Raw genomic sequence first — 15273 nt, 5'->3', positions numbered from 1 at the left:
ATGCGGATCGAGACCCGCAGCTGGCGCGACCCCGTGCTCCTCGCCGCGACGGTGCCGCTGGCGCTGCTGATGCTGTTCTTCTTCCTCGTGCCCCTGGCCATGACGGTGGTGCTCAGCTTCCAGACCACGCGATATTACCGTCTTGCCTGGACCTGGGACCTCGCAGTCTGGGCAGAGGTGTTCGGCAAGCCGCACTACTGGATCATCATGGCGCGGACGGTGGGCATGGCGCTCGCCTGCGTCGCCCTGTGCCTCGTCATCGCCTATCCCGTGGCCTATGCCCTGGCGACGCGGCTCGCCAGGCTGCAGAACCACGTCAAGATCCTGATCACCTTCGCCTTCCTGACCGATGCGGTGCTGAAGACCTTCGGCTGGATCCTCGTCCTCGACAGGAACGGCGTGCTCAATTTCGGGCTCGAGCGCCTCGGCGCCGGGCCGGAAGCGCTGAACCTCCTGTTCACGCCGGCGGCCACGCTGGTCGGCATGGTCTACAACCTCGCCGTCTATCCCCTGTTCACGATCTATCTCTCGCTGGTGCGGATCGACCGGGACCTGCAGCTGGCGGCCTATGATGCCGGCGCCTCGCGCCTGCGCACCTTCCTGGAGGTGACGCTGCCTTTGTCGCGCCCGGGCCTCTATGCCGGGGCGGTCCTGGTCTTCGTGCTCAGCCTCGGCGTGTTCCTGGAGCCGAAGGTGATGGGCGGCGGCAACGCGCCGATGGCGGCCGAGCTGATCCGCCAGAGCTTCGAGACGCGGGTGAACTGGCCGCTCGGCGCCGCGCTCACGCTGGTGCTGATCGTGATCGGCGCGCTGTCGCTGCTCGCCGCGGCGCTGGTGGCGATGCGCTCGGTGCGCCGGCAGGCAGGGGAGGCGGCCTGATGACGGATCGCCTGAAGGGCACGATCGTCGACACGCTGCTGGTCGGCTCCGTGGCGCTGATGCTGGTGTTCCTCTACGTGCCGATCGTGACGCTGGTGGTGTTCTCCTTCACCGACAGCCGCATGCTGACGCTGCCGATCGAGGGGCTCTCGTTCGCCTGGTACGGCGAGCTCCTGCGCAAGCCCGACTTCCTGCCCGCCCTGGCCAACTCGGCGATCCTGGCGCTGGTCTCGACCCTGTTCGTGAGCGTCCTGGGCACGGGCGGGGCGCTCGCCTGGATCCGCTACCGCTTCCGCTTCCAGCAGGCGTTCCGGGCGGTGACCTTCGCGCCGCTGCTGTTCCCGCAGCTCCTGCTCGGCGTGGTCATGCTCCTGTGGTTCTCGCTGCTCGGGCAGTGGCTCGGCTTCTCCATGGGTCTGCCGACCATGATCGTCGGCCACATCGTCTACGTCACGCCCTTCGCCCTGGTGATCGTCGCCGTGCAGGTCTACGGCTTCGACGAGACGCTGGAGGACGCGGCGCGCGATGCCGGCGCCAGCGGCTGGGAGGTGTTCCGCGAGGTCACCTTCCCGCTGCTCTGGCCCGGCATCTTCTCGGCCGCGACCTTCGCCTTCCTCCTGTCCTGGGGGAATTTCTACATTTCCTACAGCCTGGCCGGCACGGTGCGCACCCTGCCGACCTTCGTCTACAGCGGCATCGCCGTCGGCTCCTCGCCGATCTATCCGGCGCTCGCCACGCTCAATTTCGTGCCCGCCCTGGTCCTGGTCGTGCTGGCCGACATCGTGCGGCGGCGGGCCGAGCGCCGCACCCGCCGCGCCGGCGGCGCCTGACCGTCCCCGTTCCATCCTGCCGAGGATTTCCCGTGAGCATCCTGCCTGCCGCCGCCGACTGGAGCTTTCCCACCCCCGTGCGCTTCGGCGCCGGACGGATCCGGGAGCTGCCCCAGGCCATCGCCGCCTGCGGCGCCTCGCGGCCGCTGCTGGTGACGGACCGGGGCCTGGCGCGGCTGCCGATGACGGCGGCGATCCTGCGCGCCCTGGAGCAGGCCGGCATGCCGGCGGCGCTGTTCGCGGAGGTCAAGCCGAACCCGACGGGGGGCAACGTCGCCGAGGGCGTCGCCGCGCTGAAGGCGGGCGGCCACGACCTCGTCGTCGCCTTCGGCGGCGGCAGCGCCCTCGACGCCGCCAAGGCGATCGCGCTGATGGCGACGCAGGCCCGGCCGATCTGGGACTTCGAGGATGTCGGCGACAACTGGCGGCGCGTCGACACCAGCCGGCTGATCCCGGTGGTGGCGGTGCCGACCACGGCCGGCACCGGCTCCGAGCTCGGCCGCGCCTCGGTGATCACCCACGAGGAGGAGGCGCGCAAGGTCATCGTGTTCCATCCGCGCATGATGCCCGATACGGTGATCATGGACCCGGAGCTGACGGTCGGCCTGCCGGCGCCGATCACCGCGGCGACGGGCATGGACGCGCTGTCCCATGCGCTGGAAGCCTATTCGGCGCCGCGCTTCCATCCGCTGGCCGACGGCATCGCGCTCAACGCGCTGCGGCTGATCAAGGACTGGCTGCCGCGGGCCGTCGCCGTCGGGAGCGACCTGGAGGCGCGGGCGCAGATGCTGATCGCCTCCGGCATGGGCTGCGTCGCCCTGCAGAAGGGGCTCGGCGCCGTGCACGCGCTGGCCCATCCGCTCGGCGCGCTGCACGACACCCATCACGGCCTCCTCAACGCGGTGCTGATGCCCTATGTCGTCGCCTTCAACCGGCCGGCGATCGAGCCGAGGCTGGCCGACATCGCCCGCCTGCTCGACCTGCCGGGCCGGGACGGCGGCACGGTCATCGACTGGCTGGTGTCGCTGCGCGCCGAGATCGGCCTGCCGCCCTCTCTCGCCGCGATCGGGCTCGCCGATATCGACCGCGACCGGGTCGTCGCCATGGCGCTGGCCGACCCCTGCGCCGGCGGCAATCCGGTCCCGCTCGGGCCGGACAACCTCGCCGTCCTGCTCGATGCCGCCATTGCCGGCCGGCTGTAGCGGTTGGTGTGGTTGAATAGTATTTGCACAGTTTGGAATTTGTAAAACTCAAATATAGGTTGGCAATTCGAAGCAATATTCCTCGTATTCGTTCTTGCATTGCTTCGGCCGCTTCGGTATCGGAATGCGCGGGGGGCTGATCTCCGATGGCAGGCGCGCACCTGTCGTCTTCAGCCCGCAGGAACACCAATGCTCAAGATGCTGCAGGCGGTCACGGTCGTGGCCGGATCTCTGCTGGCCGCCACCGCGGCTCACGCCACCGAATTCTACATGGGCGAGCCGGTCACGGAGGAGGGCATGCAGTTCTCTCCGGCCTACCTGACCGGCATCGAGATGGACCGCCACCCCGCGGGCATGTCGATGGACCCCAAGGCCGTCCATATCGAGATCGACATCCACGCCGCCAAGGGCGAGGCGCACGGCTTTCCCGAGGACGCCTGGATTCCCTATTGCACCGTCCGGCTGACGGTCGAGAAGGTCGGCGCCAAGTACAAGGAGGCCAAGGTGCTGGCGCCGATGGAGGCGGGCGACGGGCCGCACTATGCCAACAACTTCGCCATGGCCGGCCCTGGCGAGTACAAGGCGACCTATGTGGTCGAGCCGCCGTCGTCCAACGGCTTCATCCGCCACGTCGACAAGGAGACCGGCGTTCCCGAGTGGTGGAAGCCCGTCACCGTGTCCTGGACCTTCCAGTACCCGAGCAAGGCCAAGCCCGACTGATCTGGCCCCGTCCCGCGCAGGCCGTCCGAGCGCCCGCCGACGCGGCCGGACGGCCTCGCGTCCCAACGGCCTCGACCGGTTCCGCGAGCCGCCGCCCAATGGCTGCGGCCGCGGGGCCTTGCTCCGGAGATCCGCCTATGTCCCGTATCCGCCGTTCGATCCTGCTGCTGGCGCTGGTGCTGCCGGCCGGCGCCCTGGCGGGCTCGCCCGCCTACACGCCCACCAATGCCGACGGCCAGGTCGAGGTCGTGCTGAAGGACCATCGCTTCACCCCGGCCGAGATCCACGTCCCCGCCGGCAAGCGCGCACAGCTCCTGGTCAGGAACCAGGACGCCACGGCCGACGAGTTCGATTCCACCGCGCTCAAGGTCGAGAAGGTGATCGGCGGCGGCAGCGAAGGCGTGGTGCGCCTGCGGGCGCTCGATCCCGGCCGCTATCCCTTCATGGGCGAGTTCCATGCGGAGACGGCGCAGGGCGTGGTGATCGCGGAGTAGCCCGATGCTGGCCGCCCTGATCATCGTCTTCCGCGAGGTGCTCGAGGCCGGGCTGGTGGTCGGCGTCGTGCTCGCCGCCACCCGCGGCCTGCCCGGCCGCGGCGCCTGGATCGGCCTCGGCCTCGTCGCCGGCGTCCTCGGCGCCTGCCTGCTGGCGCTGTTCGCCGGCCGCATCGCCAACCTGTTCGAGGGGGCCGGCCAGGAGACGCTGAACGCCGCGGTGCTGCTGGTCGCGGTGGCGATGCTGTGCTGGCACAATGCCTGGATGGCGCGCCACGGCCGCGACCTCGCCCGCGAGCTGAAGGCGGTGGGCGCGGACGTCGCGGCGGGCCGCCGGCCGCTCGCGGCCCTGGCGGTGGTGTGCGGCGTCGCGGTGCTGCGCGAGGGCTCGGAGGTGGTGCTGTTCCTCTACGGGGTCGCCGCCGCCGGCGGCGTCACGGCCGGCGACATCGTCATCGGCGGCGCGCTCGGCATCGTCGCCGGGGCGCTCGTGTCGGCCCTGCTCTATCTCGGCCTGATCGCCATCCCGCTGCGCTACCTTTTCGCCACGCTGACGACGCTGATCACGCTGCTGGCCGCCGGGCTCGCCGCCCAGGCGGTCGACTTCCTGCAGCAGGGCGGCTGGCTCGATGCCTGGTCGGACGCGGTCTGGGACACGTCCGGCCTCCTGTCCCAGGACAGCCTGGTCGGCCGCATCCTGCACACGCTGATCGGCTATATCGACCGGCCGACGGGCATGGAGCTTGTCGCCTATGGCGCGGTCGTGGCGGTCATGCTCGTCCTGATGGCGGCCGCCTCGCGCGGCGCGGGCGGGCGCCGCTCCGCCGCCGGGCCGGGCTGAGCCCGCTCATTTCGGCGTCGCCTCGGCAAAGTCCTCCTGGAATTCCCGGAGCTCGACGGCATTGAGGTCGGAGACGGCCCAGAAGGTCAGCCCGGCCTGGGTCCAGTTGACCAGGTTGTAGCCTTCCCGCGCCAGGGCCGTCGCCGCGCCTCCCGAGGCCGGCCAGACGAAGAGATTGATGACGTGGCCGTTGCGCCGGTAGATCAGGGCGGCGACGACGCGGCCGCCGATATAGTCGACCCGGCCGCCGATCAGCGGGAAGCCGCGGGCGGCGAGGTCGACCACCGGCGGGGAGAAGTCGACCTTGCCGCCGAACCACGGCTTCACCGTGTGCTGGTCGGAGGTGGCGACGTCGGTCAGGTGGCTGGCGAGCAGCGAGCGGACGTGGCCGGCGACGAGCTCGTCCGTCAGTCCCGGCCCCTGTCGCGGCGAGGCGAGCACCAGGACGAGCGCGGCGGCGAGCACTGCCAGGGAGGGCACGAGGCTCCAGCGCCCGAGCGCGCCGGATGCCCCGCGCAAGGACAGGAAGGGCCGTGATCGGGGCGCCGGGCTTGCCTGCGTCTCCCGGGCGACGGCGGCGAGGACGCTCCGCCTGAGGCTCTCCGGCGCGGGCCAGCGGACGCCCTCCTGTCCGATGGTGCGCCGCAGGGCCTGCAGGTCGCGCACGGCGGCGGTGCAGCCGGCACATTCTGCGAGGTGCTGCTCGCAGCGCAGGGCGTGGGCGGCATCGAGCTCGCCGTCGATGAAGCCGTGCAGCAGGATCTCCCAGTCGGGGCACGGGCGCCCGGTCATGCCGCATCCTCCGGGCCGGCGCCGCGCCAGCGGGCCGCGAACAGCGTGCGGGCGCGGGCGAGCCGCGACATCACCGTGCCGATCGGCAGGTCCGCCACCTCGGCGATCTCGCGATAGCTGAGGTCCTCCAGGTCGCGCAGCACCAGCACCTCGCGGAAGGGCTCGGGCAGGGTCTCCAGCACGGCCCGGACCGCCTCGGCCTCGCTGCGGCGCAGCAGGGCGGCCTCGGGCGTGTCCTCGCGCGAGGCGATCTCGGCCGGCGTCTCGCCGTCGATCTCGTCGCCGGCCGGGCCGGCGGCGCCTTCGGGCCAGGGGCCGGGATCGCGCCGGCGCGCCGCGCGCCAGGTGTGGTGGCAATTGCGGACGATGGCCAGGATCCAGGCACGCGGGCTGCCGCCGCGGAAATCGTCGAAGCTGCGGAAGGCGCGGAGGAAGGCGTCCTGCACGATGTCCTCGGCCGCATCGGCATCCCTGGCCAGGAAGCGCGCCAGGTTGTGGGCCGCATCGAGATGGGGCAGCACCAGCGCCTGGAAGCGCTCCGCCGCGGCCGGACGGCCGGCCGCGGGCGCCCGCCCGGCGGGCGAGACGGCTTCGGCGGGCCACGCCAGGCTGCCGCCGACCGGCGCCGGAAGCGCCGTCGCGGCCGCGCGCCGCAGCAGGGCGGCGAACCATCGGCGGACGCGGGCGGCGAACCATCGGCGGACGCGGGCGGCGAGCGGCCGCGCCCGGAGAGGCACGGCGGCGATCCCGAAGCCGTCCGCCTGCTGCCACACGGTGCCGCGTCCTGTCATGGTCGTCCCGAACCGGGCTCAGCCCGCTCCCGGCCGGACGATGATCTTCCCGGTCATGTGCGGATGCAAGGAGCAGAAATAGGCGTAGTCGCCCGGCGTGGTGAAGGTGAAGGAGAAACGGTCGTCGGTGTCGAGCGCCTTGGAGCGGAAAGCCTTGTCCGTCTCCACCACGGTATGGGGGATGTCGTCGTGGTTGACCCAGGTCACGGTGGTGCCGGGCGTGACCGTCGCCACGGCGGGGGTGAAGCTGAAATTGTCGATGGTCACGGTGACGGCCGCGGGCGCTGCGGCGGCCGTCTCACCGGCGAGGGCGGGCGCGGCGGCGAGCGCCGCCAGGCCGGCGAGGCCGCGCAGGACCGCGCCGGCGAGGGGGGAGATCGTCATCAGGATCGTCCTTCTCGAAAGGGCTGGAGCTCAGCCGGCCAGCGGCCGGTCGACGATGGCGAGCGGCTGGTCGCCGCGCACGAAGTCGACGGTGGCGATGCCGAGATGGCTGGCCAGCTCGCCCGCCGGCACCTTCATCGGCCCGGGCGAGGGCGCCGTGCCCGGCGCCGGCTGCGGGAAGGCGGTCGAGCGCGCGGTGTGGAAGGCGACGTTGCCCTCCACCTTCTGCATCACCTGGTGAATGTGCCCGTTGAGCACGGTCACCGAGCCGAAGCGCTTGAGCAGGGCGAGGGCCTGGGCGCCGTCGGCCGTGCCCCAGCCCCAGTCGGGATAGACCGTCCACAGCGGGATATGGGCGAACACCACGATCGGCGTCGAGGAGGCGAGGCCGGCGACGTCGTTCTCCAGCCATTGCAGCTGCTCGGCGCCGAGATTGCCGAGCCCGCCGGCCTTGAGGTTCACGACGTTGACGAGGCCGACATAGTGGACGCCCTGGTGGTCGAAGCTGAACCAGCCGGCGCCGCGGCTGCCCTTGCCGTAGCGGTCGAGATAGGCCTTGCCCTGCTGGTCGTCGAGCAGGTCGTGCTCGCCGGGCACGTAGAACACGGGGATGCCGGCCTCCTTGATGAGCTGGTCGGCATCGTCGAACTCCTGGTCCTTGGAGAGATGGCTGATGTCGCCGGTGTGGATCATGAAGGCGGGCTTCGTCGGCAGCGCCTTGATCCTGGCGATCGCCTCGCGCAGCGTCGCCCGCGCGTCGGGGTTGGCCGGCTTGTCGAAGCCGACGTGGCTGTCGCTGATCTGCAGGAAGGTGAAGGGCGTCGCAGCCTCGGCCGCCAGCGCCTTGCCGAGGCCCATCGCCTGCGGCAGGCCGCCTGCCAGCGTCCACAGGACGCCGGTGCCGGCCCAGGTCATGCATTCGAGAAAGCCGCGGCGGTCGATGCCGTCCTCGTCCAGCATCGGCGTGTCGTGGGATCCGTCCATGGTCGCCTCCGGTCTGTGCTTCGGGCGGGCGAGCGCCGCCCCACACCGATCCAGACCGGCCGGCGGCCGGATTTATTCCCGCCGGCGCGCGGGGCCTTCGAAAAATTTCCGCCGGCCGTCTGCCGGGGCGGCGTCGGGCGAGCGCCGGATCGAGAACAGGTCGGCGATGACCGCGCCGTCGCCGCAGCGCTCGATGCGGCAGCGATGGGCGAAGGCGCCCGGCAGCGGCCGCTCGTCCAGCAGCACCACCCGGATGGTCTCGCCGGGATCGGCATTGCCGCGGAAGAAGACATCGCGCCGGATGGTGGCGGCCGAAAGGGCGCGCTCGCGGGCAAAGCGCCATTCCGCCCGATCGACGAAGGCGAGGAAGCTGGTGAAGTAGAGAAAGCCGGCGCCGTTGAAGTCCTGGCTCGGGCAGGGATCGAACGTGGCCTGCGCCAGCGCGGCGATGCGGCCGAGGGCGAAGCCGAGATGCGCGCCGACCCGCCCGTGGCGGAAGGCGGCGGCGAGGGCGGCGAGGCCGCCGGGCGCGGCGCCGGGCTCGACCGGCGGCAGCCCGCCGAGCGCGACCCGCGCCACCGCATGGTTGCCGCCGCCCGCGGCGCGCCGCACGAAGGCCGAGACCAGCTCGACCGTGCCGATCGGGCGGTCCTGCAGCGCGAGCCGATGCCGGCTCATGACCTGTGTGCGCGACACCCGCGCGATCTCGGAGGACAGCGTCAGGACGTCGTTCTCCCGGGCCTCGCCGAAGGCGGTGTCCCGGATCGACAGGGCGGAGAAGGCGGCGTAGACGGGCTCGCCGTCCGTGTCGCGGAAGTCGGGAACGGCCATGCCGGCCATGGCGGCGAGCAGGAGCCAGTGCCGGTGCCCGAGCTCGCGCAGCAGCCAGCCCTCGGAGAGCCCGCTCGCGGTCAGATGCGGCATGCCGAGCACGATGCTCTCCGGCATGGACGCCGGCGATCGAGGCGCGCGGGCCTCGTCGAGCCTGACGATGTGGTTCACGGCCGCTCCCCTCAGACGGCGACGGCGAGGTCGTGCGGCGCGGCGGCGTGCCTGACCGCCTCGATGCGGTCGGCGAGGTGAAGGGCGTCGCGGGCGACGCTGGAGAAACGGCCGGAGCCCCAGGTGTGCAGCCAGGGCAGGCCGAGGAAATAGAGGCCCCGCTCCGCCGTGACGCCGCGGACATGCCGGGGCTGGCCGGCGCCGTTGAACACCGGCGCGTCGAGCCAGCGGAAATCCGGGCGGAAGCCGATGCACCAGACGATGGCGGCGATGCCGGCAGCGGCGAGATCGAGGCTGCGGCCTTCCTCCTCTGCGGGCTGCCAGACCGGCGTGTAGACCGAGGGCGGCGGGGCGGCGATGCCCCTTTCGGCGATGTGCCGGTCGATCGAGGCGTTGATGGCGTTGTAGATCCGGTCGGCCTCGTCGAGCGCGGCGCGCAGGTTCGGCGCGAAGGTCAGATGCGTGCCGGCGAGGCTTTCGAGCGCGCCGTGGAGGCGCATCCCCTCGCGGGCGAAGCGGCGCAGGTCGATGTCGCGCCCGCCGTCGCGGCCGGTGACGTAATGGTTGGTGTTGTCGCGCACGCCTTCGCGCAGGGGATGCTGCTCCACCGGCATGTCGTAATAGCCCATGTCGGCGAGCCAGGTGACGACGTCGCGGCCGCGGTAGAAGCGGGCGCAGCGCGGCGCATTGCCGACGGCGAGATGGACCTGTCGGCCGGCGAGATGCAGGTCCTCGGCGATCTGCGCGCCGGACTGGCCGGAGCCGACGACCAGCACCGCGCCCTCGGGCAGGGATTGCGGGTTGCGGTATTGCTCGGAATGGAGCTGCAGCACCGCGGCGGGGATGCGCTCGGCCAGGCGCGGGATCACCGGCTCGCTGTAGCCGCCGGAGGCGACCACGACCTGGCCGGCGACATAGGCGCCGTCCGAGGTGGCGACGTCGAAGCCGCCGCCCGGCCGCGGGGCGACGCGGGTCACGGCGACACCCTCGCGCAGCGGCGGGTCGAAGGAGGCGCGGAAGCCGGCGAGATAGGCGAGGATCTCGTCCTTCTTCATGAAGCCGTCGGGGTCGGGGCCGGCATAGGGATGGCCTGGGAGCTGGCATTGCCAGTTGGGCGTGACCAGGCAGAAGGAATCCCAGCGCCGCGTGCGCCAGACATGCATGGCGGCGTGCTTTTCGAACACGAGGTGGTCGATGCCGCGCCGGACGAGATGATGGCTGATGGACAGGCCTGCCTGGCCGCCGCCGACCACGGCGACCTCGATCTGGCGGGGGGCGGGTGAGGTCATGGCGTGCTCCGTCAAGCGTCGAAGGACTCGACCCGGACGCGGGCGTCCGGATCCTGGGCAAAGGCTCGGCCTGCCGCCTCCAGCCGCGCGAGCTGGCCGAGCGCGCGCGAGCAGGCGAAGCCGTAGCGGGCGGCGACCCGCTCGCTGGCGATGGTGAGGGCGGTGCTGACGCGGGCGAGGAAATCGGCGAGCGGGTAGCTCTCGCCGGGTGTCAGGTGCTCCCTCACCACCAGCGAGGGGGAGTAGCAGCTCTCCGCGGTGCCGTCGGGCCAGCGGATATGAAAGCGCATCTCAGGCATGGGCGGCCTCCGCCAGGCGCTCATAGGCCTCGATATGCGCGGCGGCGGTGCGCTGCCAGTCGTGGCGGGCGGCCACGTCGAATCCCCGGGTGATGAGCCGGCTACGCAAGGGCTCGGCCAGCGCCGCCAGCACCGCGTTGGCGATGGAGGCGGGCGCATGCGGATCGCACCACACCACTTCGTCCTCGCCGAGATGCTCGGTGAAAGGTGGGATCTTGGCGGTGACGACCGGCATGCCGCTCGCCATGGCTTCGAGCACGACCAGGCCGAAGCCCTCCCGGATCGACGGGAAGGCGAGGACGTCGGCGACGCGGTAGAGCGCCGGCATGTCGGCCTGCTCGATCGGGCCGGCGACGATGACGGCCGAGGCCGGCAGGCCGCTGGCGTCGAGCGCCTCGGCGAAACGGGCCTGGTAGGCGCCGTGGTCGAGCAGCGAGGCCCCGCCGGCGACGACGAGCTGGGCGGAGGGGTGGATGCGCCGGGCCTCGACGAAGGCCTGGAGGATGCGGATCGTGTTCTTGCGCTCCTCGATGCCGCCGACGGCGAGCAGCACCGGTCCGGCGCCGAGGCTCAGCCGCCGGCGCAGCGCGTCCTCGCGTCCGTCCGGCGCCGGGCGGAAGCAGGCCCGGTCGACGCCGTTGCCGACCGGGATCGAGTCGCGGCCGAAGCGCTGGCTGAGATGCTCGCGCCACAGCGCGCTGACGACGAAGAGCTGGTCGGCGGCGAGAATGGCGCGGCGCTGCAGGGCGGCGAGCCTGGCATCGGCGAAGGCGTCGACATGATGCACGGTGCGGGCGAAGCGCGCGAGGAGGCCGCGTTGCCGCAGCGTCGCCAGGGCATTGCCGGAGATGCCGTCCTGGGCATGGTAGAGGTCGAAGCCGCGCCGGGTGGGATCCTCGAAATAGCGGACATAGTCCTCGGCCCGGATCTCGACCATGTCGGCGGTGTCCGGCCCGGCCGGCCGTGCCGGCACCCCGGCGGTGGCGCACAGGGTGGGGCGGAAGAAGCCGATGCCCCTGGGGTCCGGCGCGTGGACGACCACGTCGTGGCCGAGGCGCGCCAGGGCGTCGCCGAGCCCGAGCGCGTGCACGACGCCGCCGCGCGGATTGGTCGAATGGGCGAGGATGGCGATGCGCAGGGGCCGGGTCATGCTGCCGCCTCCCGCGGGCCGCAGCCCAGCAGCGGCGCCCGGCGCGGATCCCGGATGGTTTCGGTGTGGATGCCGTCGGTGATCGCCACGCCGCTGCCCGCGGCGACGGCGCCGACCTCGGCCGCGTCGATGCCACGCTCGGCGAACAGGCCGGTCACGGTGGCGATGTCGCCGGGCGCGACGGCGAGGAGATAGCCGTAGCTCGGGAAGCTCGTCAGCCAGCGCTCGAGCGCCACGCCCTCGGGCTTGGGAACGGCGCCGACGTCGATGGTGATGGCGACGCCCGAACATTCCGCCAGCATGGCTGATGTGCCGACCACCCCGCCCTGGCTGATGTCCTTGGCGGCGCGCGACAGCCCGGCCTCGGCGATGCGCGGCAGCAGCTCCAGGTCGCCGCGCAGCCGCTCGGCCGGCGCGTCCGTCGCCGCCTCCCAGTTGGAGAAGGGCTCGCGATAACGCCCGCGCAGGTCGACCGCCATGACCAGGCGGTCTCCGGGGCGGGCGTCGAAGCTGGTCAGTAGCCGCCGCGCCCGGCCGAGCACGGCGGCGGAGAGCTGGGCCCGGTCGGTGCGCAGGTTGGTGTGGCCGCCGACGATCGGCACGCCGAAGCGCTCGGCCGCGGCGCGCATGCCGGCCAGGATCGGCTCGGCCTGGCCGGCGCCTTCCGCCCAGACCGCATCGGTGACGGCGATCGCCCGCCCGCCCATGGCGGCGATGTCGGAGAGGTTGACCATGACGGCGCACCAGCCGGCGAACCAGGGGTCGGCGGCGACGAAGCGGTTGATGAAGCCTTCCATGGCAAAGAGCAGGTAGCCCGCGCCGTCGGGGATGGCGGCGCAGTCGTCGCCGACCGGCACCATGCCCGCGCCGGAGAGGCCGAGCCGGCCCGTCGCCAGGCCGATATCGGCCTTGGCCGCGAGGCCGGGATCGGCGCGCAGCGCCGCGGCGAGGCGGGAGAGGTCCGGCCCGGTGCCCATCACGCGGCCCTGCGCAGGGCGAGGAAGCCGGTCTCCGGCGCGGCGAAGGGCGGATAGAAGGCGAGGTCGGCCTGCATGTGGTGGTGCGGCCGGCCATGCAGCTCGATCTCGGCCAGCGTGCGCCAATGCAGCCGCTGGAACAGCGGCGCGTTCTGGCTCTGGACATGGGCGAGAAAGCGCGTGCAGCCGCGGGCGTGAGCCGAGGAGACGGCGAGGCGGATCAGGGCGGCGCCGAGCGCGCCGACCTTGCGGCATTCGGGGGCGACGGCCAGCCGCGAGCCCCACCAGAGGCCCGGCTCCGCCTCGTGGATGCGCACCGTGCCGACCACGGCGTCGGCGGCGACGCCGAACAGCGACACGGCGACGAGGGGAATGGCGACGTCGTCCACGGCGTCGCGGTCGTCGCCGGCGAACAGGGCCTGCTCCTCGCAGAAGACCTGCCGGCGCAGGCGGGCGGCGGCGGCCCGTTCCCAGGGCTCGACCGCGACCTTGACCTGGAAGCCGCTGGGGACGAAGGGGGCGAAGGGCTCGAACATCAGGCGCATCCTCTCCCGGTCTGGCCGCGCTCATAGGTGGACAGGGCCGAGCAGGCGCCGCATTTGGCGCAGCCGGCCTTGACGTCGAGGGACCGCAGGCCCGCCGCGGCCAGCATCCCGGCCAGCGGCTGCAGGATGGCGTGCATGAAGGGGGCCGGCGGCGTCGGATGGCCCTCGAGCGGCGTGCCGGAGATCGGCACGAAGGGCACGACGAAGGGATAGACGCCGATCGCCACCAGGCGCTCGCAGGCGGCGAGGATGTCCTCGATGCCGTCGCCGAGGCCGGCGAGGATATAGGTGGAGACCTGGCCGCGGCCGAAGACCGGCACCGCCGCCCGGAAGGCCTCGAAATAGCGCGTCACCGGCACCTGCGCCTTGCCCGGCATGATGCGCCGGCGCACCGGCTCGGTCACCGCTTCGAGATGCATGCCGAGCGCGTCGGCGCCGGCGTCGCGCAGGCAGGCGAACCAGGCGTCGTCGTCTGGCGGCTCGCATTGCACCTGGATCGGCAGGTCGACCGCCGCCTTCACCGCGGCGGCGCTCTCGGCCAGGATGGCGGCGCCGCGGTCCTTGCCGGGCGGCGTGCCCGTGGTCATCACCATGTGCCGGACGCCGTCGAGCCGGACCGCCGCCTCGGCCACCTCGGCGAGCTGGGCCGGCGTCTTGCGCTCGACGGTGCGGCCGGCGGCGAGCGACTGGCCGATGGCGCAGAACTGGCAGGTCTTGGTGCGGCTGCGATAACGCACGCAGGTCTGCAGCACGGTGGTGGCGAGGACGTCGCGCCCGTGCAGCACCGCGATCCGGGAATAGGGGATGCCGTCGGCGGTCTTGAGGCCGTAGAATTTCGGCTGCTGCGGGAAGGAGACATTGCCGATGGGCAGGCCCTCGCGCAGCACCCGGCTGCGGCCGAAAGCGTCCGGCCGCTCCACGAGATAGGGGCTCTGGAAGGCCGGCGCGGTGTGCACAGGCACCATCACGGTCATGCCGTCGATGGTCAGGGCCTTGTGGTCGGACGGCCCGGCGCCGCCGCGCCGGCTGTCGGCCCCGGCCCCGGGGTCAACGAGGCGCGCCCCGAAGGACTGCAACTCGTTGATCAGTTCCTCGGTCGGCAGGGCGGTCGGCATCATCGGCTTCATCGGTCGGGCTCCCGGAGAGGACGGGGAAGGACGGCGCCGCCGCGTGCATGGCGGCGGTCGGCCGGTTGTCGAGAACGAGGCTCAGCAGCTCGGGCCGGGCGTAGTGGCCGACCGAATCCATCATCCGCTTGCGCTTGACGATCAGGCCCATGTCGAGGTCGGCGATGAGGATGCCCTCGCCCTGGGTCAGCGGCGGCACCACGTGCTTGCCCTCCGGCGAGACGATCGCCGTCATGCAGCCCCCGGTCAGCGCCTTGCGCAGCTTCTCCTCGGGCGAGATCCTGGCGATCTGCGCTTCGGTCAGCCAGCCCGTGGCGTTGACGACGAAGCAGCCGCTCTCCAGGGCGTGGTGGCGGATCGTCACCTCGATCTGGTCGGCAAAGATCGGGCCGACCAGCGAGCCCGGAAACTGGGCGACATGGATCTCCTCGTGCTGGGCCATCAGGGCGTAGCGGGCGAGGGGGTTGTAGTGCTCCCAGCAGGCGAGGGCGCCGATGCGGCCGACGGCGGTGTCGACCACTTTCAGGCCGGCGCCGTCGCCCTGGCCCCAGATCATGCGCTCGTGGAAGGTCGGCGTGATCTTGCGCCGCTTCAGCTTGAGCTCGCCGGTGGCATCGAACACCAGCTGGGCGTTGTAGAGCGAGCCGTGGTCGCGCTCGTTGACGCCGAGCACCACGACGATGCCGTGGCGGCGCGCCGCCTCCGCCACGGCTTGCGTCACTGGCCCGGGCACGACGACGGCGTCCTCGTAGAGCCGGACATGCTCCCCGCCGGTCAGGACCGGCGGGTGCACGAAGGAGAAATAGGGGTACCAGGGCACGAAGGTCTCGGGGAAGACCACGAGCTCTGCGCCCTTGCCCGCCGCCTCGGCGATGGCGGCGAGGACGCGGTCGACCGTGCCGGTCCGCGTCTCCAGGTCCGGCGCGATCTGCACGGCCGCGACGCGGATCGTTGCTGGCTCCGTCAT

General features: G+C 72.2%; 18 protein-coding genes. 6 read left to right on the top strand and 12 right to left on the bottom strand.

Features of this window, described 5'->3' with window-relative positions:
• From QO011_RS03095 to QO011_RS03070, 6 genes are all read left to right on the top strand, one after another.
• A complete protein-coding gene (locus QO011_RS03095; protein ID WP_307267509.1) occupies positions 1-879 on the top strand; it encodes an ABC transporter permease in 879 nt (292 codons plus the stop codon).
• Positions 879-1709, top strand: coding sequence for an ABC transporter permease (locus QO011_RS03090; RefSeq protein ID WP_307267506.1), 831 nt, complete (start codon positions 879-881; stop codon positions 1707-1709). Before QO011_RS03095 ends, QO011_RS03090 begins: the two co-directional genes overlap by 1 nt.
• 41 nt (positions 1710-1750) lie before the next feature.
• Positions 1751-2911 (top strand): iron-containing alcohol dehydrogenase, encoded by a 1161-nt coding sequence (locus QO011_RS03085; RefSeq protein WP_307269209.1) that lies wholly within the window; start codon positions 1751-1753, stop codon positions 2909-2911.
• A gap of 189 nt (positions 2912-3100) precedes the next feature.
• The gene (locus QO011_RS03080; RefSeq protein ID WP_307267504.1) at positions 3101-3631 is read left to right on the top strand and encodes an iron transporter; all 531 of its coding nucleotides are present in this window, start codon (positions 3101-3103) and stop codon (positions 3629-3631) included.
• 137 nt (positions 3632-3768) lie between these two features.
• Complete coding sequence (locus QO011_RS03075) at positions 3769-4125, top strand: cupredoxin domain-containing protein (RefSeq protein ID WP_307267501.1); 357 nt, start codon at positions 3769-3771, stop codon at positions 4123-4125.
• Between the two features lie 4 nt (positions 4126-4129).
• On the top strand, positions 4130-4966 hold the full coding sequence (locus QO011_RS03070) for an FTR1 family iron permease (RefSeq protein WP_307267498.1): 837 nt from the start codon (positions 4130-4132) through the stop codon (positions 4964-4966).
• Positions 4967-4972: 6 nt separating this feature from the next.
• On the opposite strand, the gene QO011_RS03065 is transcribed toward QO011_RS03070, so the two are convergent.
• From QO011_RS03065 to QO011_RS03010, 12 genes are all read right to left on the bottom strand, one after another.
• Positions 4973-5758, bottom strand: coding sequence for an anti-sigma factor family protein (locus QO011_RS03065; protein ID WP_307267495.1), 786 nt, complete (start codon positions 5756-5758; stop codon positions 4973-4975).
• The gene (locus tag QO011_RS03060) at positions 5755-6549 is read right to left on the bottom strand and encodes a sigma-70 family RNA polymerase sigma factor (RefSeq protein ID WP_370881889.1); all 795 of its coding nucleotides are present in this window, start codon (positions 6547-6549) and stop codon (positions 5755-5757) included. Before QO011_RS03060 ends, QO011_RS03065 begins: the two co-directional genes overlap by 4 nt.
• Before the next feature lie 18 nt (positions 6550-6567).
• Positions 6568-6933 (bottom strand): cupredoxin domain-containing protein, encoded by a 366-nt coding sequence (locus tag QO011_RS03055; protein WP_307267493.1) that lies wholly within the window; start codon positions 6931-6933, stop codon positions 6568-6570.
• A gap of 30 nt (positions 6934-6963) precedes the next feature.
• Positions 6964-7917 (bottom strand): metallophosphoesterase family protein, encoded by a 954-nt coding sequence (locus QO011_RS03050; RefSeq protein ID WP_307267490.1) that lies wholly within the window; start codon positions 7915-7917, stop codon positions 6964-6966.
• A 72-nt stretch (positions 7918-7989) separates the two neighbouring features.
• The gene (locus tag QO011_RS03045) at positions 7990-8919 is read right to left on the bottom strand and encodes a Pnap_2097 family protein (protein ID WP_307267487.1); all 930 of its coding nucleotides are present in this window, start codon (positions 8917-8919) and stop codon (positions 7990-7992) included.
• Positions 8920-8930: 11 nt separating this feature from the next.
• Positions 8931-10208, bottom strand: coding sequence for an MSMEG_0569 family flavin-dependent oxidoreductase (locus QO011_RS03040; RefSeq protein WP_307267485.1), 1278 nt, complete (start codon positions 10206-10208; stop codon positions 8931-8933).
• A gap of 11 nt (positions 10209-10219) precedes the next feature.
• The gene (locus QO011_RS03035; protein ID WP_307267482.1) at positions 10220-10507 is read right to left on the bottom strand and encodes an MSMEG_0570 family nitrogen starvation response protein; all 288 of its coding nucleotides are present in this window, start codon (positions 10505-10507) and stop codon (positions 10220-10222) included.
• Positions 10500-11657 (bottom strand): MSMEG_0565 family glycosyltransferase, encoded by a 1158-nt coding sequence (locus tag QO011_RS03030; protein WP_307267478.1) that lies wholly within the window; start codon positions 11655-11657, stop codon positions 10500-10502. The genes QO011_RS03035 and QO011_RS03030 overlap by 8 nt, the downstream gene beginning before the upstream one ends.
• On the bottom strand, positions 11654-12634 hold the full coding sequence (locus QO011_RS03025; RefSeq protein WP_307267475.1) for a sll0787 family AIR synthase-like protein: 981 nt from the start codon (positions 12632-12634) through the stop codon (positions 11654-11656). Before QO011_RS03025 ends, QO011_RS03030 begins: the two co-directional genes overlap by 4 nt.
• Positions 12634-13170, bottom strand: a complete 537-nt coding sequence (locus QO011_RS03020; RefSeq protein ID WP_307267472.1) for an MSMEG_0567/Sll0786 family nitrogen starvation N-acetyltransferase — start codon at positions 13168-13170, stop codon at positions 12634-12636. Before QO011_RS03020 ends, QO011_RS03025 begins: the two co-directional genes overlap by 1 nt.
• Positions 13170-14297, bottom strand: coding sequence for an MSMEG_0568 family radical SAM protein (locus tag QO011_RS03015; RefSeq protein ID WP_307269204.1), 1128 nt, complete (start codon positions 14295-14297; stop codon positions 13170-13172). The genes QO011_RS03020 and QO011_RS03015 overlap by 1 nt, the downstream gene beginning before the upstream one ends.
• A complete protein-coding gene (locus tag QO011_RS03010) occupies positions 14227-15273 on the bottom strand; it encodes a Nit6803 family nitrilase (protein ID WP_307267469.1) in 1047 nt (348 codons plus the stop codon). Before QO011_RS03010 ends, QO011_RS03015 begins: the two co-directional genes overlap by 71 nt.

It is taken from the genome of Labrys wisconsinensis, assembly GCF_030814995.1.
GTDB classification, from domain to species: Bacteria; Pseudomonadota; Alphaproteobacteria; order Rhizobiales; family Labraceae; genus Labrys; species Labrys wisconsinensis.
Note: the sequence above shows the minus strand (reverse complement) of the source record. Positions and strands in the feature narration are given on the sequence as shown.